Here is a 21888-nt window from a genome sequence, read left to right as displayed (position 1 = left end):
ATGTCAAAGTGAAATAATTCATTTGCCATTTTGGATGGGTGAACGCTTTGCTCTGCTCACACCGCCTTTTTTATATCACCCAAATACTTTTTTTAAGTCTTCTTTACTTTGCTCAAGCCAGAAGTTCATTAAACGCTTGGCTCCTTCTAAATCATGAAGCTTTGCCTGGCCGCATTGTCTTTCATTTGCTGCAGGAATATCAGTGATTTCAACGGCATCTTTCATTGTATCCTCAAGAAGATCTATGATTTCCTCTACCGTCGGTTCACCGCTTACAACAAGATAGTATCCTGTTTGGCAGCCCATTGGAGAAATATCAATAATATCGAAATGATCGTACTTCTCGGAATGCTTACGGATATTAAAGGCAAGCAAATGTTCAAGTGTATGAATTGCATCAGGCTTCATCGCCTGTTTATTTGGCTGGCAAAAACGGATATCATATTTATTAACAACACCATCACTTCCTACTTTATGAACACCACAGTGTCTTACAAAGGGGGCTTTTACGGCATTATGATCTAAATCAAAGCTTTCAACTGAAGGCATCAGTATCACTCCTTTTTTTATCTACAAACTATCATACACTAAATTCCGAGTTTTTTCATCTACTTAGTTATATTTAACAAATTTAGACCTTCGTTTTAATATATGGTATTTTGTAAGTAACCATTAATGAGGAGCGACTAAAATGTTAAAAAAAGTAATTATTGCACTGATTCGTTTTTATCAAAGCGTAATCTCACCTTTAAAGCCCCCGACTTGCCGCTTTTATCCTACCTGCTCGCATTATGGACTTGAAGCCGTACAGCGTTTTGGAGCTTTAAAAGGCGGATATCTCACCATAAAAAGGATATTAAAATGCCATCCCTTTCACCCTGGTGGAATTGACCCGGTGCCTGAAAAACATAAACATTAATTCTCATACCCATTGACAATTAAATCTAATTTTCCAGTCTTTGGATCAATGATAAGGCCATGAACAGGAACTCCTTCCGGCATAAGCGGATGGTTTTTGATGATATCAACACTATGGCTGACACTTTCCGTTACATTATCAAAACCGTGAAGCCACTGTTTAATGTCAATACCTGAGTAGGTTAGTGTATCGAGTGTTTTTTCAGGAATTCCGCGTTCGATCATACTGTCTATAACTGGATCCGCTTTTAAGCCGCTCATCCCGCAATCGTGATGAGCTATGACCATAACTTCTTTAGCCTGCAGCTGATAAACCGCAATAAGAATACTACGCATGATACTGCCAAATGGGTGTGACACAAGGGCACCAGCATTCTTGATGAGTTTCGCATCGCCATTTCCAAGATTTAAAGCCTTCGGCAATAATTCAAGAAGCCTTGTATCCATACAGGTTAAAATGACCATTTTTTTATTCGGAAATTTCGTGGTCTCATACTTTTCATATTCGTGATCTTCTACGAATTTCTGATTATGGACTAGAATGTCATTTAATAATGATGTGTTATTCATATTATTCCCACCTTTTCTTTTTCTCCTTTTAAGCATACCTATCTCACATGTTTGAAACAAATTTTTTACTTGCAAACAGGCTAATTTTTTTGTAAGATACAATTGGAAATCGGAATCGTTCCGTATTATACAAAAATATTTATTCTGAATGCTAAAAATTTTTCGACAACAAATCGTAATTAATCCGATTTATAACATTTCAAAGGAGTTTTTATGAAAAAATTTATTCTTTTCCTTTCTATTCTATTAACATTAAGCCTGTTCTTATCAGCCTGTTCAAATGACAAACCGGCCCCAAAAAATAAGAACCAGTTAACCATTTATACAACAGTATTCCCACTTCAATATTTTACTGAACAAATTGGCGGCAAATATGTTGACGTAAAAACAATCTACCCTCCTGGAGCAGATGAACATACCTTTGAACCATCGCAAAAGGATATGATGAATCTCGCTGATTCAGACTTATTTTTCTACATTGGATTAGGACTGGAGGGCTTTGTGGAAAAAGCAAAAAGCACCTTGAAAAATGAAAATGTATCTTTAGTAGCAACAGCAGATAATCTTCAGCTGCCAAAAGATAACGGGGCCAAGGAAGACGAAGATGAAGACGGACACCATCATGGCGATGTTAATCCCCATGTATGGCTAGACCCGATTTATTCAAAAGAAATGGCTGCTGTTATTCGTGATAACCTAGTGAAAAAAATGCCCAAGCAAAAAGAGCTATTTGATAAAAACTATCAGACACTTGCAGCTCAGTTAGACGAACTAAATGGCCAATTTGAGAAAACCATCTCATCCGCCAAGCATAAAAAAATCATTGTGACCCATGCTGCATTTGGCTATTGGGAACACTATGGCATAGAACAAATTAGCATTTCTGGTCTTTCCACGACTAATGAACCAACCCAAAAAGAGTTAGAAAAAATAATTTCCGTGGCAGACCATGAAGGATTACATTACATTCTTTTTGAACAAAACGTTCAATCGAAGCTAGGGAAAATTGTCCAAGAGGAAATTGGGGCCAGAGCCTTACCTATTCATAACCTGGCCATATTAACCAAAGAAAACATCAAGAACAAGGAAACGTATTTTTCCTTAATGAAAAAGAACCTTGATACATTAAAAACTGCTTTAAATAATTAATTACCTTTATTCCCTGACACTTACAGGCATGTGCTGCTTTAGATCATCAAATGCTATAACTGTATTACCGAAATAAATAAGGAGTGATACGAATGGCACAGGATGTTTTATGTGAAGTAAATAACTGTACGTATTGGGCAAAGGGAAATAAATGCAGCGCAGAGAGTATCTATGTTGTCAGCCACAAAGGGAAAACGGCCGAAAATAATCAAGAAACTGATTGTAAAACCTTTGAATCAGGCGATCTCTAATAATAAAAAATAAACCAGGCAATCATGCCTGGTTTATTTTTTATTATTAAAATGTAAATAGTCTTTGCGAGAGTGACGTCTCCTGGAGTCGTTTTTCATTTATGTGATACCCGATTCCCGGTTCAGTAGGTACAGTTATTTCGCCATTATGTACGGTCACTTCCGGACTGATAATGTCTTCCTTCCAAAACCGGCTTGATGCAGAAATGTCCCCTGGAATTGTGAAGCCAGGCAGCGATGCAAGCGCAATATTATGGGCGCGGGAAATGCCAAATTCAATCATCCCTCCGCACCATACGGGAACGCCTCTATCAAAGCAATAATCATGGATTCGTTTCGCCTCCGAGAGACCGCCTACACGACCCGCCTTAATATTAATAACCTTACAACTGCCAAACTCAATTGCCTTTCGGGCATCTTCGTAGGACACTATACTTTCATCCAAACAAATAGGTGTTTTGAGTTCTTTTTGCAATATAGCATGTTCGATTAGGTCATCATGAGCAAGCGGCTGCTCAATCATCAATAAATTCCATTCATCTAGGGCTTTTAGTCGGTCAATGTCCTTTAATGAATAAGCAGAATTAGCATCTGCCATAATCGGCAAATCTGGGTAATGCCGCCTGATGTCTGCTAAAAAGGCATAATCCTGGTTTGGATTAATTTTTACTTTTATCCTTTGGTAACCATCTTGAAGGTATTGTTCAATTTGCCTTAGCGCTTTAGCAGTCGAATCTGTAGCAACTACTACTCCAGATGGAATCCTTATCCGTGTTCCGCCTATCATTTTTGATAAGGGCTGTGATTGAGATTTGGCATATAAATCCCATAATGCCATCTCTAAGGCAGCCTTCGCCATATTATTTCTTCGCAGCGACTTGTTAAAAAGAACAGCTGCCTCATCCGGATGCTGTATCTGGTGTTTTTGCAGCAAGGGAATCAAAAAGTCCTGTAACATATGCAAACTTGTTGCCACTGTCTCCTCGGTGTACCATGGTGATGAAAAGGCCACTCCCTCTCCAAAACCAGATATGCCATCTCGATTCATAACTTTTACGATGATACCTTCCCGATCATGAACAGATCCTAAATGAGTCTGAAAAGGAGATTTTAAAGGCATTTGAATGATAAATAGCTCTATGGTCGATATTCTCATCCATCAGCCCTTCCCTCAAGCAGCCATTCCTTGAGATTTCTTCTGAGTAATTTTTTTGCCGCATTTCTAGGCAGCTTCTTTATAAAATAAAAAGTTTTAGGAACTTTATATTTTGCAAGCCGTTCTCCACAAAATTGCCTTAGTGCTTCTTCACTAGTATAATCTCCCTCGTTGGTTACTAAAAAGGCAACTGGAACCTGGCCCCACTGCTCATCATCAATACCTATGACACCCGCATCTTGAACACTAGGATGGGACAATAAAACCGCTTCAATTTCTGCTGGGTAAATATTTTCGCCGCCTGAAATTATTAAATCGGAGCGCCGATCAAGAACATATAAAAAGCCATCTTCATCTAAGTAGCCTATATCACCGGTATATAGCCAGCCGACCCGTATTTTTTCTGCCGTAGCATCCGGACGATTTAAATAACCTGCTGTCACATTGGGCCCTTTAATGATGATTTCACCGGCCACACCAGCTTGAGCAACTCCCCCATTTTCGCCTTCGATTCGGATTTCCGAAGGGAATAATGGTTTGCCTGCCGAACCGAGCTTAGTTAGGCTATATTCTGGTGCAAGCGTGACGATTTGGGAGGAGGACTCTGTCATTCCGTAGGTTTGAAAAACCGGAATCTCTTTTTCAGTACATGCCACAAGCAAAGGCAGCGGTGCAGGACCGCCCCCAAGGAGCATACAGCGAAAATGGCTGGCAAGCCTTTGTTCTCCAAGAGTCTCCACTACTCTTTTCAGCATAGTCCCCACAATCGACATAACGGAAACTTTTTTTTCATTTATATCTTTGATCGTTTTTTCAGCATCAAAGGTATCATGCAGGACAATTGGCATTCCATAAATGACACTACGCATTAGGATCGAAAAACCGCTTATATGAAAAAGAGGTACGCTGCAAAGCCAACAATCGCTTTCATTGATCCCTATATTTAAAACAGACCCAACAGCGCTCCACCAGTGGTTTCCATAGGACTGTATCACCCCTTTGGGATGGCCGGTCGTTCCTGATGTATACATTATCGTACAAATATCGGCAAGATTGATTTCTTCCCTGATATCAGGCACCTCTGGTTTTCTGTTAAATAAGGATTCTTTAGTTATCATTTCTATCAGTAGATTTTGTTCATTCATTTTTTCAGATAAGGCTTCTTCAAGGATAAGGAAAGAGGATTTCGAATCCTTTAACTGCCAAACTAATTCAGATGACGTCAAACGATGATTCAATATGACCGATTTCACGCCTAATAGCTGCAGAGCAAATAATATAACCACTGTATCCAGATGGTTTTTTAACAATACACCAATAAATTGATCTTGTTTTAATCCAAGTCCTTGGAGCTGTCCTGCAGCTTTAAGTGAGCGGTCATAAAGTTCTTTAAACGTTACCGTCTGATCTTCAAAATAAACAGCAGTTCTATCAGGGGTTAAAAACACGCGCTTTTTCAAAAAATTAGGCATTCTCTCATACATCATTTTTCGTTACCACCTTATAAACTGGCTAGCTTCAGCGTCAAGGCGCTTCCGCTTTTCTATTAAAAAACAGCCTGATGGAAATCCATCAAGCTGCTGCTGAAACAATAAATCAAGGAAAACGCGGGAATTGACCGAAATCAGGCTTACGCTTTTCTTTAAAGGCGTCGCGGCCTTCCTTCGCTTCATCTGTAGTATAGTAAAGCAACGTCGCATCGCCGGCAAATTGTTGTAATCCTGCTAAACCATCCGTATCAGCATTCATAGCAGCTTTAATGAAACGGAGTGCAGTTGGGCTCTTTTCAAGCATCTCTTCACACCATTTAAGGGTTTCTTCTTCAACCTGCTCTAAAGGAACAACAGTGTTTACCAAGCCCATATCAAGCGCTTCTTGAGCATTGTACTGACGGCATAAAAACCAAATTTCACGTGCTTTCTTATGTCCAATAATTCTTGCTAAATATCCTGAGCCATAACCAGCATCAAAGCTTCCAACCTTCGGACCTGTTTGTCCAAAAACTGCGTTATCGGCAGCAATTGTTAAATCACAGACCACATGTAATACATGGCCGCCGCCAATCGCATAACCTTTTACCATCGCTACTACAGGTTTTGGAATAACGCGGATTAAGCGCTGCAAATCAAGGACGTTTAATCGAGGGATTTGGTCCTCTCCAACATATCCGCCGTGCCCACGGACACTCTGGTCTCCACCTGAACAAAATGCTTTTTCTCCGGCACCAGTTAAAACGATAACTCCAACACTTGCATCATCACGTGCGTAGGCAAATGCGTCAATCAACTCCATAACCGTTTTCGGTGTAAAAGCATTATGTACATGTGGACGGTTAATGGTGATTTTTGCAATTCCATTATAAGTTTCATATAAAATTTCTTCATATTTACGCCCTGGAATCCATTCTACTGCCAAAACGAAAACCTCCTTAGTTATGTAATAGACAAAAAGTCACTTACTATTGTACCAAACTTTTCTGTTTCTTCCACATGAATTGCATGGCCGCTGTTCTCCACAACCAACCATGTCCCAGTTTCAAGCTCCTTCAACATCTTTTCCGCAATTGTACAAAACTTTTTATCCTCACTGCCCGTTACCAGCAAAACTTCACAAGAAAGCTGATGAAGGTTTTGCCACCAGGAAGGCTGAGAACCTGTCCCCATTCCGAGTAAACTATTAGCAAGTCCACGGGGTGAGTTATTTAATCGCTGAAGCCGAATGGATTCATTAATTGGTAATGGAAGACATTTCATCGTTGCAAACAAAGGAATCTCCTCCCAGTAATCAACAAATGACTTGATTCCCTTTTCTTTAATAAAGTTTGCAAGTTCTTCATCTTTCATGCGGCGGATTTTACGCTCTGATTCAGTCGCAAGACCGGGTGAAGCGCTTTCCAGGATTAATTTTCGAACTCGTTCTGGAAAAAGAAAAGCAAAGGATAAGGCAAGCCTTCCCCCCATTGAGTAGCCAAGTAAATCCACTTGCTGGACACCCAGGTTATCTAGGATGCCTTTCAGATCATTCGCAGCTTTTTCGATTTGATAACGGTTACTATTTTCTGGTGAATCAGTTTTCCCATGGCCGATAATATCGGGAATAATTAAATTGGAATGCTTCCCCCAAAGTTCAAAAAAAGGAGTCCATGTCGTTGAATCTCCAGTAAATCCATGTAACAAAACAAGTGGAAATCCGCTGCCGTATTTCTCGACATGATACTTAACATTGTCGACAATTACCTTCATTCATGTTCACCTGTGACAAAATTTGATATTTCCTGGGAAACCAAACGCCAAAATTCGCGGTGCTCATCCCGATTTTTGTCCCTATTTGTAGCAACTTCAAAAACTTTAATGCCTTTTGCATTTATTGCCGACTTCATTTCCAATTCAAAATGATCCCAATCCTTGATCTTTGTATATTCACCATGAAACATTTTGACCGCTTGTTCAAATTCAATATTTAAAGGTGTGCCAAATAGGAGTTCAAAATGTTTCGGATGTTCAGCTTGTGGAAGGAAGGAAAAAATCCCGCCGCCATTATTGTTTACAAGGATAATATTAATATCAATATTGTAAAGCTTTGCGGCAATCAGCCCGTTTAAATCATGGAAAAAGGTTAGATCTCCTAGAACTAAATATAATGGCTTAGAGTATAGGGCTGTACCTAAAGCAGTAGATACCGTGCCGTCAATACCATTTGCCCCTCTATTCGCGACAACCTTTATGGATTTATCATTGTTTAAGAAGAAACTATCTAGGTCGCGGATTGGCATACTATTACCTACAAAGAGAGTGGCGCCTTCTGGGAGCAGCTCGGCTAATTGGTAAAATAATCGGCCTTCGCTTAATTCAGCAGTATCACGAACCAGCGCCATATTTTCATATGTAAGTTTATTAACTTTCTTCCAGTCTTCTAAGAACAATGAAGGTGATTTACTTTTTAAATATGTACCAATCTTTTCGCAAAAAATGGTTTCATTGCAGAATATCATATCCGTTGATAACGATGCCGGGTCGCGCCAGCCTCCGCCTCCATCAATAACAAATTGATCGGCAGCATGGTTTTCTTTTAAGAAAATCGTTAATGCTTTTGATACAGGCATAGCTCCAAAACGTATAACAACTTCCGGTTTTAGGAATGACTTTGCCTCATCGTTCCTTAAGAATGTATCATAGGTATCAATTATATGTTCAAGGCTGTGTTTACCACTTCTCAGCTGTGACAAAGGGTCAGCTAAAATCGGAAATTTTAATAGCTCGGCCAGTTGGGTAACCGCATTAGCAAATGGCTCATCAGCGATGTTTCCGCAAACGATGATTCCTTTTTCTCTTCCCATAAGTTTTTCTGCGATTTCTTTAATTTGTTCTTCATTAATAGTTAAATTACCGTTATGAACCTTCACATAACCAGTTGATCGTTCTTTCGCAAGGAAAATCTCTTCATCCAATTTAGGAATCAGCGGCTCCCGAAACGGGAAATTCAAATGTACCGGACCAGCAGGTGCTGCGGTGGCAGCAGCGGCCGCTCTTGCACAAAAAGTTCGAGCGTAGCGAATCATCTCATCACTTTTATCAGGCAGCGCCATTTCCGCAAACCATTTAACATGATGCCCATACAAATGAATTTGATCAATTGCCTGGGGTGCCCCTACTTCCCTTAGTTCATGGGGCCGGTCTGCAGTCAGCACCATCAATGGGACTCGAGAATAATGAGCTTCAACGATTGCAGGAAAATAATTCGCAGCAGCAGTGCCTGACGTGCAAAGGATGGCAACTGGTCTATTTGTTATCTTGGCAATTCCTAACGCAAAAAAAGCAGCTGATCGTTCATCTACATGGATATGCACCTTTAAATCAGGATGTTCAGCCATCACCATCGCCATTGGTGTCGATCTAGAACCCGGGCTGACGACGACATCGGTGATACCAGAAAAGACTAACTCCGCTACAAAGGCCGCAATATAAGCGGTTAATGATTCTTGATGACTCATATTATATTTCCTCCAAAGGCCCTAAGCATTGGTCTAAACTTTAAGCTCGTCTCCATATATTCACTTTCAGAATCCGAATCAGCCACGACACCGCAACCGGCAAATAAAGAGGCTTCATTTCCTTGAATTAATCCTGAACGAATCGAAACAGCAAATTCTCCATTCTTCCGGTAATCGACCCAGCCTAATGGAGCAGCATAAAAACCTCGGTCAAGGTCTTCAACCTGTCTTATTTTTTTAACTGCTTCACTTTTAGGCAGGCCGCCTAGAGCTGGAGTCGGATGCAGTCTTTCAACTAATAGCAATAAAGAAGTATCTTGATGGCATTTACCAATCACGGGAGTATACAAATGTTGGATATCTCGAATCTTCATTAGTTGAGGTTTTTCAGGCAAGATCACTCTTTCACATGATTCTTCTAATGCTTCCTTAATCATTTCAACAACATAGCGATGTTCAATAAGATTCTTTTGATCCTTTAAAAGCTCTTCACCCAATAGCCTATCCTCTTCACTTGTTTCTCCCCGTGAAATAGAACCAGCAAGACAAGTGGAAAAAATTTCATTCCCTTGCTTCTTTACAAGTCTTTCCGGTGATGCCCCTATGAAACAATCGCCATTGGATTCGAAAGCAAAGATAAAGCTTTCATGCTGCTGATCGTTTAAGTTATAGAGAACTTTCTCAGCCTCAATTTCATGATTAAATGTTAGTCTAAGCTCGCGTGCCAGAACCACCTTTTTTAAAGGACCCGTCGAAACTTCCTTCACAATTTGGTCAACCGTCTTTTTCCAGTGCTCAGGCGAAATCTCTTCTGTTTGAAGCAGGATTGTTGTTTTCATCCGATGGCGATGCCCTAGAGAATTTAAAAGGTGATTCCTCTCCTCGACCACTTTATTAAATAAAGAAACATCATCATTTGGTGTGCAAACAATATTTGTTGTTAAATAGGCCTGCCCCTGTATAATACTTAATAAATATTTTGGTAAATGGAACAATGAATCAGCGTACTTAGACCAAAGCTCGGTTTTAGCTTTGCTAGGATCAAACGAAAAACCTCCGAACATCAATGGACCAGTCCCGATTTCTTTATAAGGGTTAAAAATGATACTATCCCTTAAGAAGGTTTCCCACTCATTTTCAACATGAAAAAAGCGGTCAGTAGCCTGATCCGACTGAATTTGTTTTGTTATTCCAAGTCCAACAAGCACTAATTCGTCTTTGGGATCCTTCCAGAAAAACCGTTCCCCTAGATAGCGCTCGCTCCCTATATTAAAAAATGATAAAGGGTTAATCGTGTCCATTTTATGAACTTCACTCATTAAAATGGGCCGGTTAAGTTTTTTCGCACGCTCAACCGTCACAAGACCCCTTTCCTTTATTTCCGTTTCTTGAATGGTTACCAAACAAATCCCTCCAAAACAGCCAAAATTGCTGTTATCCATTCATTTTTAACCTTATTAAAGATACTACTCCCATTGTAAATAAGTCAATAAAACTTGTCACTAACATCCTGATTCATTCCTAATTATATATCAAAATTTCAATAATGGGTTGAAAACGACTTTTTCGTTATTTTTCCACTAAGTATTAAATAATAACCAAACAGGTATTATCTTCTAGATTTGAAAGGAAAAATTCATTGACACTACCTCTCTGATTCCATACACTTATGTGTGGGAAAGAAACTTTAGACCTAAAAAATTGTCAATATAGAAAAAATAATATATAAGGGAGAGACTACTATGCAGCCAAATTTACAAGAAAATTCGAAACCCGTCGTCGAATCTAACCGCGGCTTTCAAGTTTGGTGGCAAATGACCCGTCCTCATACGTTAACAGCAGCGTTCGTCCCGGTTTTACTCGGTACAGCACTTGCACTTAAGTCTGGCAAAATCCATTTCGGGTTATTTATCGCTATGTTGATTGCGAGTTTACTCATTCAAGCGGCTACCAATATGTTTAACGAATATTTTGATTATAAACGCGGCCTAGATAACGAACAATCTGTAGGAATAGGCGGAACCATTGTCCGTGATGGAATTAAACCGAAGACCGTCATGACTCTGGCATTCAGTTTTTATGGAATCGCGCTATTGTTAGGGATTTATATTTGCGCTAATAGCAGCTGGTGGTTAGCATTAATTGGACTTATTTGTATGGCAGTCGGCTATTTTTATACCGGAGGCCCTATGCCAATTGCGTATACACCTTTTGGAGAAGTATTTGCCGGATTCTTTATGGGAATGTTAATTATTCTAATCTCATTTTTTATCCAAACCGGGACAGTCGACAGTACCAGTATTTTAGTATCAATCCCAAGCATGGTGCTTGTAGGTGAAATTTTATTAGCTAATAACATTCGCGACCTTGATAACGACAAGGAAAACGGACGTAAGACATTAGCTATTCTATTAGGGAAAAAGAAGGCTATTAATTTGCTTGCCGGTATGTTTATTTTCTCTTATTTATGGGTTTTAGGACTTATTATCGGCGGCATTGTTCCTGCATGGGTAGCGATTGTCATTTTAAGCGCCCCAAAAGCGATTAAAGCAACAAAAGGTTTTATTGAAAATACACTGCCTATTCAAATGGCGCCCGCTATGAAAGCTACAGCCCAAACCAATACAATTTTTGGATTTTTACTTGCCATCGGCATTTTCGTTGGACACTTTTTCGCATAATAAAAAGGCTTCTGCTCACGAGCAGAAGCCTTTTTTTATAAAGATTTAATTTTCCATATTTCCTCAGCATATTCTTTGATAGTCCGGTCACTGGAAAAATAACCTGCACGGGCAATATTGGTTAAACTCATTTTTTGCCAATGCAGCTGATCTTGATATGCATCCCCTATTTTACGCTGAATGTCTGCATAGGAGGCAAAATCCTTTAAGACGAAATATTGGTCATTTTCTTCAAGAAGGGAATCAAAAATGGGCTCAAATTCATTATAAACATCAGGGAAGAATCCATTCACGAGTTGATCAACCGCCTGACGAATACGATAATCGTGATGATAATATTCAAGGGATTGATAACCGCCATGTTGATAATAATGGAGAACCTCGTCTGCCGTAAGGCCAAACGTAAAGATATTATTCACGCCCACCAGCTCTTGAATTTCAATATTTGCTCCATCTAACGTTCCTACTGTGAGCGCACCATTGATCATAAATTTCATATTTCCTGTTCCTGATGCCTCTTTACTTGCAGTCGAAATCTGTTCACTTACATCCGCTGCCGGAAAGATTTTTTCGGCTAGGGAAACCCGATAATTTTCAAGGAAAATGACTTTCAGTTTATCCCCAATCTTTGGATCTTGATTAACCTTATCCGCTACAGCATTAATTAATTTAATTATCTTTTTTGCATAGTAATAACCCGGTGAAGCTTTTGCGCCAAAAATAAACACTCTTGGAGTAATGGTAAAACTTGAATCCTCTTTAATTCGGTTGTATAGATGCATGATGTGCAATACATTCAGAAGCTGACGCTTATAGGCGTGCAGACGTTTAACCTGAACATCAAAAATCGCTGCTGAATCAACAGAAACTCCAGTTTTATCAAAAATGACATCTGCCAGCCTTTGTTTATTTTCATTTTTGATTTTTTGCAGCTGGTCTAAAAATGGTTGGTCATTCTGATATTTAAGTAATTTAGCCAGGTCTTCTGCAGTATAGGTCCAAGAGGAACCTATTGATTCTGTAATCAAGCCCGATAATTTTGGATTTGCTTTTAGCAGCCATCGCCGATAGGCAATTCCATTCGTTTTATTATTAAACTTCTCAGGGAACAGTTGATAAAATTGATTCATTTCCCGCTTCTTTAAAATTTCTGTATGCAGCTTTGCCACACCATTTACACTAAAGCTTCCTACAATCGCTAAATGGGCCATTTTCACGTAATCATCAGCTAATATAGCAAGACTTCTGATCCGTTCCCAATCACCTGGGGTACGCTCCCAAAGCTCTTGGCAAAAGCGTTCGTTAATTTCCTCCACAATCATATATATCCTCGGAAGCAAAGGGCGGAATATATGTATTGGCCACTTCTCTAATGCCTCTGACAAGGTTGTATGATTTGTGTAAGAGATGGTATTTTTCGTAATATGCCAAGCCTGCTCCCAATCCAAGCCCTCTTCATCAATTAATATTCTCATTAACTCAGGAATCGCTAGTACTGGGTGTGTATCATTAATATGAATACAAACATCTTCATGAAGCATATGTAAACCCTCATGTTGTTTTCGATACGATTTCAGGATGGACTGGAGACTTGCCGATACTAAAAAATATTGCTGCTTGAGTCTTAAAATTTTCCCATCATCATGGGTATCATCCGGATATAAGAACTCGGAAATCATTTCTGTTTCACGTTTGTATTTTAATATATCATCATGAAAAGGGAATTGTGCTGGCTCTGCATTCCAAAGCCTTAATGTGTTAACGGTATTTGATTTAAATCCGATTACTGGCATGTCATGAGGAACAGCGGTTACCGTCTCGGCATTCAAATGTTGAAACACGTGACGCCCATTTTCCATCCTCACTTCGACCTTACCCCAAAAAGGAATCTTAACCGCCAAATCAGCCTTGCGGATTTCCCATACATTGCCGCTCCGCAGCCATTGCTCTGGCAGTTCGACTTGATAGCCATCCACAATTTTCTGTTCAAAAAGGCCATGTTTGTACCGTATACCATGGCCGTGGCCAGGCAAATTTAGCGACGCAAGCGAATCTAAAAAACAGGCGGCTAATCTTCCTAAGCCGCCATTCCCTAAGCCTGCATCTGCTTCTAATTCTTCTAGCCCGCTCAAATCAATCCCCAATTGCTGAAGACCATCCTGAACAATTTCCTCAATCCCAAGGTTAATTAAATTCTGCCTTAGCAATTTTCCTAATAAATACTCAATCGAAAGGTAATAAACCTGCTTGCCCTTTGCCGCATGATAACGTTCGTTGGTGGCAATCCAATCATTGCTGACAAATTCGCGGATCATATTTCCGAGTGTTTGGTAGTGATCTCTCGCTGTGCTTTCCGAGAAACTTTTTCCGCATACCAATTCAAGTCTATTTAAAAAGGATTCTTTAAACTCAGACGTATTAGAAAACATGGGTTTCACTCCTAGTGATAAGCTCTGCATAGAGCTGGTTATAACTAAATGCTGATTGGGCCCAGCTATAATCCATTTCCATCGCCTGTTTAACAAGGGATTCCCAAGCTTCACGATCATGGTAAAAGCTTAAGGCTCTTCTAATCGTGTAGAGCATGTCATGGGCATTGAAATTGCTGAAGGAAAAGCCATTTCCTTCCCCTGTGTCTTCATTCCAGGATTTTACGGTATCGTTTAAGCCGCCTGTCTCACGAACAATCGGAATCGCACCGTATTTCATTGCAATCAACTGTCCTAGTCCACATGGTTCAAACAGAGAAGGCATTAGGAATAAGTCTGCCGCAGCATAAAGCTTATGTGCTAGCCCTTCATCAAAGCCAGTATGAACCTTTAATTTCTCTGGGTAGACACGGGCAGCCTGCCTTAAATGTTCCTCAATATCATAGTCACCGGTTCCAAGAATAATAACCTGAATATCCTCTTGCAGAATTTCTCTAAGAACACATTTGATTAGATCCAGCCCTTTTTGTTTAGTCAACCGTGAAATCATTACCATTAAAGGAGTGTTTTCACTTTGTGATAAGCCGAATAGCTTTTGAATCTCTCTTTTATTAATAACCTTTTTTTCAGCATTATTTACTGTATAGGTTTGAAAAATCAAAGGGTCATTTGCCGGATTGTAGAAATCATCATCAATTCCATTTAAAATCCCCAAAAGATCTTCATTTCGCGCTTTCAAAAGACCTTCCAGTTTTTCACCATAGGTTGGCGTTTGAATTTCACTTTTATAGGTTGGGCTAACCGTTGTAATCGTATCGGCTGCAACGAGTGCCCCCTTCATAAAATTGACATTCCCGAAAAACTCTAAGTGCCCTGAATGGAAGGATTGATAATCCATTCCAAGCAAATCTCCCAAAACTTCCTTTGGAAAAATTCCTTGGAACTGCAGATTATGAATTGTAAACACAGTTCGGATTAGATCATAACCTTTTCTTTTGGAATATTCCGATCTCAAAAGATAAGGAATCATTGCGGTATGCCAATCATGGCAGTGGAGTACATCAGGGAAAAAATTAAGCTCTGCAATTGCTTCAAGGACAGCGCGATTAAAATAAGCAAACCGTTCACCATCGTCATAATACCCATAAAGACCTTCTCTTTTAAAATAGTATTCATTATCGACAAAATAGAAAGTTACACCTTGATGGGTTAGCTCTTCTATACCGCAATATTGATTTCTCCAGCCGACCTGAACAGTGAATTCCTTTACCTTTTTCATTTCATTCTTATATTTATCAGATATGGTTCCGTACTTAGGGAGAATAACCCTGACATCCGTTCCCAGACATTTTAATTCTTTTGGAAGAGATCCTGCAACATCTCCAAGACCTCCCGATTTAGCAAATGGTCCACATTCAGACACGGCAAATAATACTTTCACGAGTTCATCAACGCTCCTTGCTTGACCCCTTTACGTACTACAAATGGAGAACGGGCACTTCCTGTTAAGTGTGTACCTTCTTCAATTTTTACATCTTTATCTAAAATAACTGAATCTAAATAGCAGTTATCTTCAATTTGACATTTCTGCATAATAATGGAGTTTTTAATGACTGCACCCTTCCCAATTTTAACACCTCGAGAGATAATACTGTTTTCCACCGTTCCACTGATTACACACCCGTTTGCAATCATTGCATTTTTTACAAAGGATCCTTTAACATATTTGGTTGGCGGCTCATCTTTTACCTTCGTATAAATCGGACTGTCCTTCAAAAATAATTGCTTCCAAACATCTGTCTTAAGTAAATTCATGCTAGTTGAAAAATAGTTTTCAATTGAATCTATCATGACGGCATAGCCGTTGTAATCATAGTGGCAGACTGTGTACTGATGATCGAAATCCTGGACAACGTCTTTCATACAGGTGTAACCCGTTTCGTTTCTCGTTTCAAGCAATTTTATTAATAGCGAGGTTTTAATTAAATACATTTCCATCGAACTGCCATTTTCATGATGAATTTCAGTTATATCACAGGAAGAATGTCGATGCCAGTCAAGAATTGGTCTAAAGTCCATATTAAAAACCGTATAACAATTGGAGATAATCGCATACTCTTGAGTGCTTCGCTTAAAAAAGTCCATATTGGCCGCAAAATGTTCAAACGAACCTATTTTATTTCCGTCATTATCAACAATCGGTGATGGGAAAAAGAATAATCCATCACGTTTTCTATTTAAATCCCAATTTTTCCCTGACCCTAAGTGATCCATTAAGGAGCGATATTGCATTTTCGGAAAAATTGCGACACTTCGAATACCGGAATTGACCATATTCGAAAGTACAAAATCAATGATGCGATACCGGCCTGCAAACGGCAGTGCTGCAAGCGATCGGTGTGTTAATAAATCTTCCAAATCATCATGGTATGTGGTGGCATCAATGACGCCTAATAGCTTTCTTTTCACGACTTTAGTCCCTCCTGAGTTCTATTAAAATTGCTGATTCTACCTGGCATCACTGTGGTTGTTGCTAGATTTTTAATAAGCAGGATATAACCCGCTAAGCATTTCTTGGGTCACTAGAATAATTTCATCATCGAAAGAACGAATAACTGTCCCATCCGGCACTTCCACATCACACGGAACAATCGCCTTTTCAATTAGGCAGTTATTTCCAATGACTGCATCTGGCATAATAACAGATTCTTTTATGGAAGAACCTTTTCCAACTGTTACCCCTTGGAAAAGAACCGATTTATCTATTTCCCCTTCAATCGTACATCCTTCGTTAATGAGCGACTCTTTTACAATCGCATCCGGTGAAATATATTGCGGCGGTTGATTTGGATTAACAGAATAGATTCTCCAATCATGATCAAACAAGTCCAAATCGCACTCTTCGTTCAATAAGTCCATATTCGCTTCCCAAAGGCTTTGAACTGTTCCAACGTCCTTCCAATAGCCTTTAAACGGATAAGCAAAAAGCTTTTTGTTTTCTTCTAAAAGAAGCGGAATGACGTCCTTGCCAAAATCATGACTAGAATCTGGATCCCGAGCATCCATTTCTAAATATTCTTTCAGTATATTCCAGCTAAAAATATAAATGCCCATCGATGCCAGATTATTTTTTGGCTCACTTGGTTTTTCGTCAAATTCTACGATTCTCAAATCCTCGTTCGTATTCATAATTCCGAATCGGCTTGCTTCTGCCCAAGGAACCTCAATCAAGGAAATCGTGACATCTGCCCTTTTTTCAATATGGTATTCCAGCATGCTTTCATAGTTCATTTTGTAAATATGATCGCCTGAGAGGATTAATACGTAATCCGGCTGATATTGCTTCAGGTAATTCAGGTTTTGATAAATCGCACTTGCTGTACCTGTATACCACTTCACTTCGGAAGACTCAGCATATGGAGGTAAAACGGTTACCCCCCCATCCTTTCGGTCAAGGTCCCACGCACTGCCAATTCCAATATAAGAATTTAATAATAACGGTTGGTATTGTGTTAAAACGCCAACCGTGTCGATGCCGGAGTTCGCACAATTGCTTAATGTAAAATCAATGATTCGGTATTTCCCTCCAAACGGTACAGCAGGCTTCGCTAAATCCTTTGTCAGCGAATTAAGTCTGCTTCCTTTTCCCCCTGCTAACAGCATTGCTACGCACTTTTTCTTTGCCATTTCCTTTCCTCTCCTTTCGTTTTTTAACCGGTCTGAAAATATGAAAACCAAATGGTGCAATTGTTAAATTGATGGAATATGGTTTACCATGAAACGGTTCTTCCAACGCCATGATTGTCTTTTTATTAATCCATCCGGCTCCGCCATATTCTTGTTGATCACTATTTAAAATTTCCCGGTATTCTCCTAAATGATTAACTCCTATTGTATAAACCGGGTAGCTGACTCCAGTAAAGTTACAAATAAAGACTAAATGATCTTCTTCTTTTTTTCCCTTTCGAATGAAGGAAAAAATCGATTGATCACTGTTATTAACGTCAATCCATTCAAATCCTTCATGCGAGTGATCCAACTCATATAGTGGTTTCGAACGCTTATACACCTTCGACAACACTTTTACATATGAGTTTAAATTGCGGTGCATGTCATATTCCAATAAGTTCCAATCTAGTTGTTCCTTATCTTTCCACTCAGCAAACTGCCCCAGCTCGAAACCCATAAATAATAATTTCTTTCCAGGGTGAGCAAACATAAAACCTAGTAAAAGCCTCAGCTGGGCAAATTTTTCCCAGTATTCTCCCGGCATCTTATCCAGCAGCGACTTTTTGCCATGAACCACTTCATCATGTGAAAATGGGAGCATAAAGTTTTCTAGAAAAGCATATAAAAGTGAAAAAGTTACTTTAGAATGCACCTTCGACCGGGAATATGGCGGAGTTTCCATATATTCAAGCATGTCGTTCATCCAGCCCATATTCCATTTATAATCGAATCCCAAGCCGCCGTGGCTGACAGGGGCAGTAACATTAGGGAAATCCGTAGAGTCCTCACCGATCATTAAAAAATGCGGATCATATTCGTGGACTTCTAGATTTAATTTTTTTAAAAAGTTAATTCCAAAGGGATTTTCACGTTTTTCACTCGTCCCATTTGGCCAATAAATGATATTGGCGACCGCATCCATGCGAAAGCCATCAATATGGAAATAATCCATCCAAAATATGGCGTTTGAAATTAGGAAGCTTTGCACTTCACCTTTTCCGAGGTCAAAGTTGGCTGTTCCCCATACAGGATTTTCCCTATCACCTTGATAATGGTAGGAATAAATATGTGTTCCGTCAAAACGATATAATCCATGGGCATCCTTGCAATAATGGCCTGGTACCCAATCTAGGATGACACCAATACCATTTTGATGGCATTGGTCTACAAAATAGCGGAATTCATCGGGTGTTCCATATCTGGAGGTAACCGAAAAGTACCCTGTTCCTTGGTAGCCCCACGAGGCATCGAGCGGGTGTTCGACGAGGGGTAAAATTTCTATATGCGTAAAGCCATGTTCGATTACATAAGGTATAAGCTCTGAAGCAAGTTCTTTATAAGTAAGGAAATCCCCAGTGAGTTTTTTCCTCCAAGAACCTAAGTGAACTTCATAGATGACGGCAGGCTCGGATAAAAAGTTTCGTGTTGCTCTCCGATTCAACCATTGAGAATCCTGCCATTGATAATTGTTTAAGGAATAAACGATGGAAGCTGTGTTCGGTCGCAATTCAGAAAAAAAGGCATATGGGTCAGCTTTAAGCAGCGTTTCACCATATTGTGTTAATATTTCATACTTATAAACACTACCTTCGAGGTCTTGATTAATGATGATAATCCAAACCCCTTCGTCATTTACCTTTTGCAGATCATACCCTTCACCATTCCAGTTATTAAAATCCCCAGTGAGCCTCACCTGCGAGGCGTTCGGAGCCCATACGCAAAATCGTGTATAAACTTTATCGGAATTCTTCAAGATATGAGCGCCAAAAAGCTGATGACTTTGAAAAAGATTTCCCTCGTGAAATAAGTGCAACTGATAATCAGTCGGAAACAATGTATTCACTGTCATGGCTCTCCTCATTCCCATTGAAAATATGTATTTCAAAAACCAATTATAAGTGCAAATGAATAATATTCCTCGTAAAACTTTTTTATCTTTTCTGACAATAATCCCTAATTGTTGTCAGAATACTCTCTTTTTCGACAGTATCCGACACGAATCAACGATATATCTATCGGAATTCGACAAAAATATATAAAGTTTTTTTGTGAAAAGAAGCATTAATTATTATTTAATTATCAAATATTGGATTTTCCCTTGTGCTAGTACAATCTTGATTTTGTAAGCGTTATCAATGTTTTCTGTTATATATAAGGGTGGAATATTATTATTCCAAAATAATATTATCCTTTGGTTATCTTGATATTATTCTAGTATAAGATTTAAATATTAACAAAAAATTCATACTTTTCTTTTTACTGGAATGGAATTTTTATTATGATTTATATAGAGTTCTTTAATAAAGAGAGGATGTATGACATGCCATTTAAAGGCCGTGTTGAATCAGATGAATTAAAGATGCTAAGAATTTTAAACACTCGGATGGAATTATTAGAGGAAGAAAAAAGACACTATTTGAATCTTGAAAAAGGATATGAAGGTGAAGTAAAGTTTGATTTATTAACCGAGAAACTTCAAAATGAGTGCTATATTTTAAATGATTTGCTTCTTAAGAGTAACGGTTCAAGTTTCCAGATTGATACCACAATCATTTATCAGGAACCAATTTACCTTATTGATGTAAAAAATTATAATGGTGACTTTATTTACAAAACAGATAAATTGGAATCGATTTCCGGAAGGGTATATCAGAATCCACTGGATCAGTTGAATAGAAGTTCCACATTGTTCCGCCAGCTCTTGCAGAATACTGGAAATAATTTTCTTGTTGAGTCTTTTGTTGTTTTTGTTAACCCCGAGTTTACTTTATACCAGGCTCCCCAAAATTTGCCTTTCATTTTTCCGACACAGCTAAATCATTTCATGAAAAAATTAAATAGGCTTCCTTCAAAACTTAATAATCGGCATTGGAAGCTTGCTGAAAAACTAGTCTCTTTGCATCAAACGAAATCACCTTATTCAATACAGCCCGCTTATGAATACAACTGATGCCGCAATGGTTTTACTTGCGCAGGCTGCAGATCATTTGATCTTTCAATTTCATCAGATAATAGGAGCTTAGTTTGTCTTGTGTGCAGGTACCAGGAAAGGATTGAATCTGCCATTTTACGAAGTGTTGAGGAAATTAAGCAATTGTTTCCAAATATAAAAATCACCACTAATATTGTTCATAATTGGTGTGGTGGGGTCAGGTCTAAAAAGAGAATCAACAGGTTACTTCAAAGAAACTTTAAGGTAATAGGATTTGGTAAATGGACTAATTACGAATAAACTCACTTTTTCTGAGTCCTGGCTGCACTAACCAACATTACGAATTCGGACGTGCTTTTTTGGAATAGCCGTGTCTTCTATCAGGAGTGTCGCGGACTCAGCACAGCCTTTTTGGCCTTGCCGTGTCCCTCTATGAGGTATTGCAGACTCGGCAGCGCCTTTTGGGCATTGCTGTGTCTTCTAGAGGGTGTATTGGGGACTCGACGGGAGCATTTTTGCTATTGCCGTGTCTCCTATCGGCGTTATTGGGGACTCTGTAGCGAATCTTAGCCTTTGCCGTCTCTTCTATTCCTTTTTCAAAACAGTGTCCTATTTTAATTTAACATTAAAACAGACTTTTCTTTTTCACCCTGTATACCAATTTAAGTCTTTAAAACAAAAAAACTGATGACAATATATCATCAGTTTCTTTGTATGACCCCTACGGGATTCGAACCCGTGTTACCGCCGTGAAAGGGCGGTGTCTTAACCGCTTGACCAAGGGGCCGATTATTGAATTATGGCAGAGAAGAAGGGATTCGAACCCTCGCGCCGGTTACCCGACCTACTCCCTTAGCAGGGGAGCCCCTTGAGCCACTTGGGTACTTCTCTATATGGCTCCGCAGGTAGGACTCGAACCTACGACCGATCGGTTAACAGCCGATAGCTCTACCACTGAGCTACTGCGGAATAATGGTAAGTTATTTTGCTATCGCAAAAAACTCTGGTGGGCCTAAATGGACTCGAACCATCGACCTCACGCTTATCAGGCGTGCGCTCTAACCAGCTGAGCTATAGGCCCAT

At 39.3% G+C, this 21888-nt stretch carries 19 protein-coding genes and 4 tRNA genes; 5 read left to right on the top strand and 18 right to left on the bottom strand.

What is annotated here, in order from left to right; genetic code table 11:
• Positions 1 to 75: 75 nt before the first annotated feature.
• Complete coding sequence (locus AC59HZ_RS00115; RefSeq protein ID WP_430067097.1) at positions 76 to 549, bottom strand: S-ribosylhomocysteine lyase; 474 nt, start codon at positions 547 to 549, stop codon at positions 76 to 78.
• 142 nt (positions 550 to 691) lie between these two features.
• Between AC59HZ_RS00115 and yidD the strand changes: the two genes are divergently transcribed.
• Entirely contained in the window at positions 692 to 919 is a 228-nt protein-coding gene (gene yidD / locus AC59HZ_RS00110; RefSeq protein WP_496543904.1) for a membrane protein insertion efficiency factor YidD, read from the top strand.
• Here yidD and AC59HZ_RS00105 read toward each other — a convergent pair.
• Positions 916 to 1488, bottom strand: a complete 573-nt coding sequence (locus AC59HZ_RS00105) for a beta-class carbonic anhydrase (RefSeq protein WP_496543903.1) — start codon at positions 1486 to 1488, stop codon at positions 916 to 918. The two genes, yidD and AC59HZ_RS00105, sit on opposite strands and share 4 nt — an antisense overlap.
• 213 nt (positions 1489 to 1701) lie before the next feature.
• On the opposite strand from AC59HZ_RS00105, the gene AC59HZ_RS00100 reads away from it, so the two are divergent.
• Positions 1702 to 2637, top strand: coding sequence for a metal ABC transporter solute-binding protein, Zn/Mn family (locus tag AC59HZ_RS00100; RefSeq protein ID WP_496543902.1), 936 nt, complete (start codon positions 1702 to 1704; stop codon positions 2635 to 2637).
• Between the two features lie 92 nt (positions 2638 to 2729).
• Positions 2730 to 2888 carry a DUF1540 domain-containing protein gene (locus AC59HZ_RS00095; protein ID WP_496543901.1) on the top strand — a complete coding sequence of 53 codons (159 nt, stop codon included), beginning with the start codon at positions 2730 to 2732 and terminating at the stop codon, positions 2886 to 2888.
• Between the two features lie 46 nt (positions 2889 to 2934).
• Here AC59HZ_RS00095 and menC read toward each other — a convergent pair whose 3' ends face one another.
• From menC to AC59HZ_RS00065, 6 genes are all read right to left on the bottom strand, one after another.
• Positions 2935 to 4044: an o-succinylbenzoate synthase gene (gene menC, locus AC59HZ_RS00090; RefSeq protein WP_496543900.1), complete on the bottom strand. Its 1110-nt coding sequence runs from the start codon at positions 4042 to 4044 to the stop codon at positions 2935 to 2937.
• Positions 4041 to 5528: an o-succinylbenzoate--CoA ligase gene (locus AC59HZ_RS00085; RefSeq protein ID WP_496544624.1), complete on the bottom strand. Its 1488-nt coding sequence runs from the start codon at positions 5526 to 5528 to the stop codon at positions 4041 to 4043. The genes menC and AC59HZ_RS00085 overlap by 4 nt, the downstream gene beginning before the upstream one ends.
• Before the next feature lie 112 nt (positions 5529 to 5640).
• Positions 5641 to 6459 carry a 1,4-dihydroxy-2-naphthoyl-CoA synthase gene (menB, locus tag AC59HZ_RS00080; RefSeq protein WP_430067104.1) on the bottom strand — a complete coding sequence of 273 codons (819 nt, stop codon included), beginning with the start codon at positions 6457 to 6459 and terminating at the stop codon, positions 5641 to 5643.
• Positions 6460 to 6476: 17 nt separating this feature from the next.
• On the bottom strand, positions 6477 to 7286 hold the full coding sequence (menH, locus tag AC59HZ_RS00075) for a 2-succinyl-6-hydroxy-2,4-cyclohexadiene-1-carboxylate synthase (protein WP_496543899.1): 810 nt from the start codon (positions 7284 to 7286) through the stop codon (positions 6477 to 6479).
• On the bottom strand, positions 7283 to 9034 hold the full coding sequence (gene menD, locus AC59HZ_RS00070; RefSeq protein ID WP_496543898.1) for a 2-succinyl-5-enolpyruvyl-6-hydroxy-3-cyclohexene-1-carboxylic-acid synthase: 1752 nt from the start codon (positions 9032 to 9034) through the stop codon (positions 7283 to 7285). The genes menH and menD overlap by 4 nt, the downstream gene beginning before the upstream one ends.
• Positions 9031 to 10437 carry an isochorismate synthase gene (locus tag AC59HZ_RS00065; protein ID WP_496543897.1) on the bottom strand — a complete coding sequence of 469 codons (1407 nt, stop codon included), beginning with the start codon at positions 10435 to 10437 and terminating at the stop codon, positions 9031 to 9033. The genes menD and AC59HZ_RS00065 overlap by 4 nt, the downstream gene beginning before the upstream one ends.
• Positions 10438 to 10776: 339 nt before the next feature.
• Here AC59HZ_RS00065 and AC59HZ_RS00060 point away from each other — a divergent pair, with 339 nt between their 5' ends.
• Positions 10777 to 11715: a 1,4-dihydroxy-2-naphthoate polyprenyltransferase gene (locus tag AC59HZ_RS00060; protein WP_496543896.1), complete on the top strand. Its 939-nt coding sequence runs from the start codon at positions 10777 to 10779 to the stop codon at positions 11713 to 11715.
• Positions 11716 to 11750: 35 nt separating this feature from the next.
• Here the strand turns inward: AC59HZ_RS00060 and AC59HZ_RS00055 are convergent, their stop codons facing one another.
• The 5 genes from AC59HZ_RS00055 to glgB form a co-directional block, all read right to left on the bottom strand.
• Complete coding sequence (locus tag AC59HZ_RS00055; RefSeq protein ID WP_496543895.1) at positions 11751 to 14144, bottom strand: glycogen/starch/alpha-glucan phosphorylase; 2394 nt, start codon at positions 14142 to 14144, stop codon at positions 11751 to 11753.
• A complete protein-coding gene (gene glgA, locus AC59HZ_RS00050) occupies positions 14134 to 15585 on the bottom strand; it encodes a glycogen synthase GlgA (protein WP_496543894.1) in 1452 nt (483 codons plus the stop codon). Before glgA ends, AC59HZ_RS00055 begins: the two co-directional genes overlap by 11 nt.
• Positions 15582 to 16613, bottom strand: a complete 1032-nt coding sequence (locus AC59HZ_RS00045; RefSeq protein ID WP_496543893.1) for a GlgC family sugar phosphate nucleotidyltransferase — start codon at positions 16611 to 16613, stop codon at positions 15582 to 15584. Before AC59HZ_RS00045 ends, glgA begins: the two co-directional genes overlap by 4 nt.
• Positions 16614 to 16685: 72 nt before the next feature.
• A complete protein-coding gene (locus tag AC59HZ_RS00040; RefSeq protein ID WP_496543892.1) occupies positions 16686 to 17831 on the bottom strand; it encodes a glucose-1-phosphate adenylyltransferase in 1146 nt (381 codons plus the stop codon).
• Complete coding sequence (gene glgB / locus AC59HZ_RS00035; protein ID WP_496543891.1) at positions 17773 to 19722, bottom strand: 1,4-alpha-glucan branching protein GlgB; 1950 nt, start codon at positions 19720 to 19722, stop codon at positions 17773 to 17775. Before glgB ends, AC59HZ_RS00040 begins: the two co-directional genes overlap by 59 nt.
• 429 nt (positions 19723 to 20151) lie before the next feature.
• On the opposite strand from glgB, the gene AC59HZ_RS00030 reads away from it, so the two are divergent.
• Positions 20152 to 20823: a nuclease-related domain-containing protein gene (locus AC59HZ_RS00030; protein ID WP_496543890.1), complete on the top strand. Its 672-nt coding sequence runs from the start codon at positions 20152 to 20154 to the stop codon at positions 20821 to 20823.
• Here AC59HZ_RS00030 and AC59HZ_RS00025 read toward each other — a convergent pair.
• The 5 genes from AC59HZ_RS00025 to AC59HZ_RS00005 form a co-directional block, all read right to left on the bottom strand.
• Positions 20808 to 20939, bottom strand: coding sequence for a hypothetical protein (locus tag AC59HZ_RS00025; protein ID WP_496543889.1), 132 nt, complete (start codon positions 20937 to 20939; stop codon positions 20808 to 20810). The two genes, AC59HZ_RS00030 and AC59HZ_RS00025, sit on opposite strands and share 16 nt — an antisense overlap.
• A gap of 581 nt (positions 20940 to 21520) precedes the next feature.
• Positions 21521 to 21592, bottom strand: a tRNA-Glu gene (locus AC59HZ_RS00020).
• A gap of 13 nt (positions 21593 to 21605) precedes the next feature.
• Positions 21606 to 21696: transfer RNA gene (locus AC59HZ_RS00015), tRNA-Ser, on the bottom strand.
• 3 nt (positions 21697 to 21699) lie between these two features.
• Positions 21700 to 21774: transfer RNA gene (locus AC59HZ_RS00010), tRNA-Asn, on the bottom strand.
• A gap of 35 nt (positions 21775 to 21809) precedes the next feature.
• Positions 21810 to 21886 (bottom strand) — tRNA-Ile (locus tag AC59HZ_RS00005).
• Positions 21887 to 21888 lie beyond the last annotated feature (2 nt).

It is taken from the genome of Neobacillus sp. DZ-9, assembly GCF_059587065.1.
The sequence above is the reverse complement of the archived record's forward strand: the minus strand, read 5'-3'. Positions and strand labels throughout refer to the sequence as shown.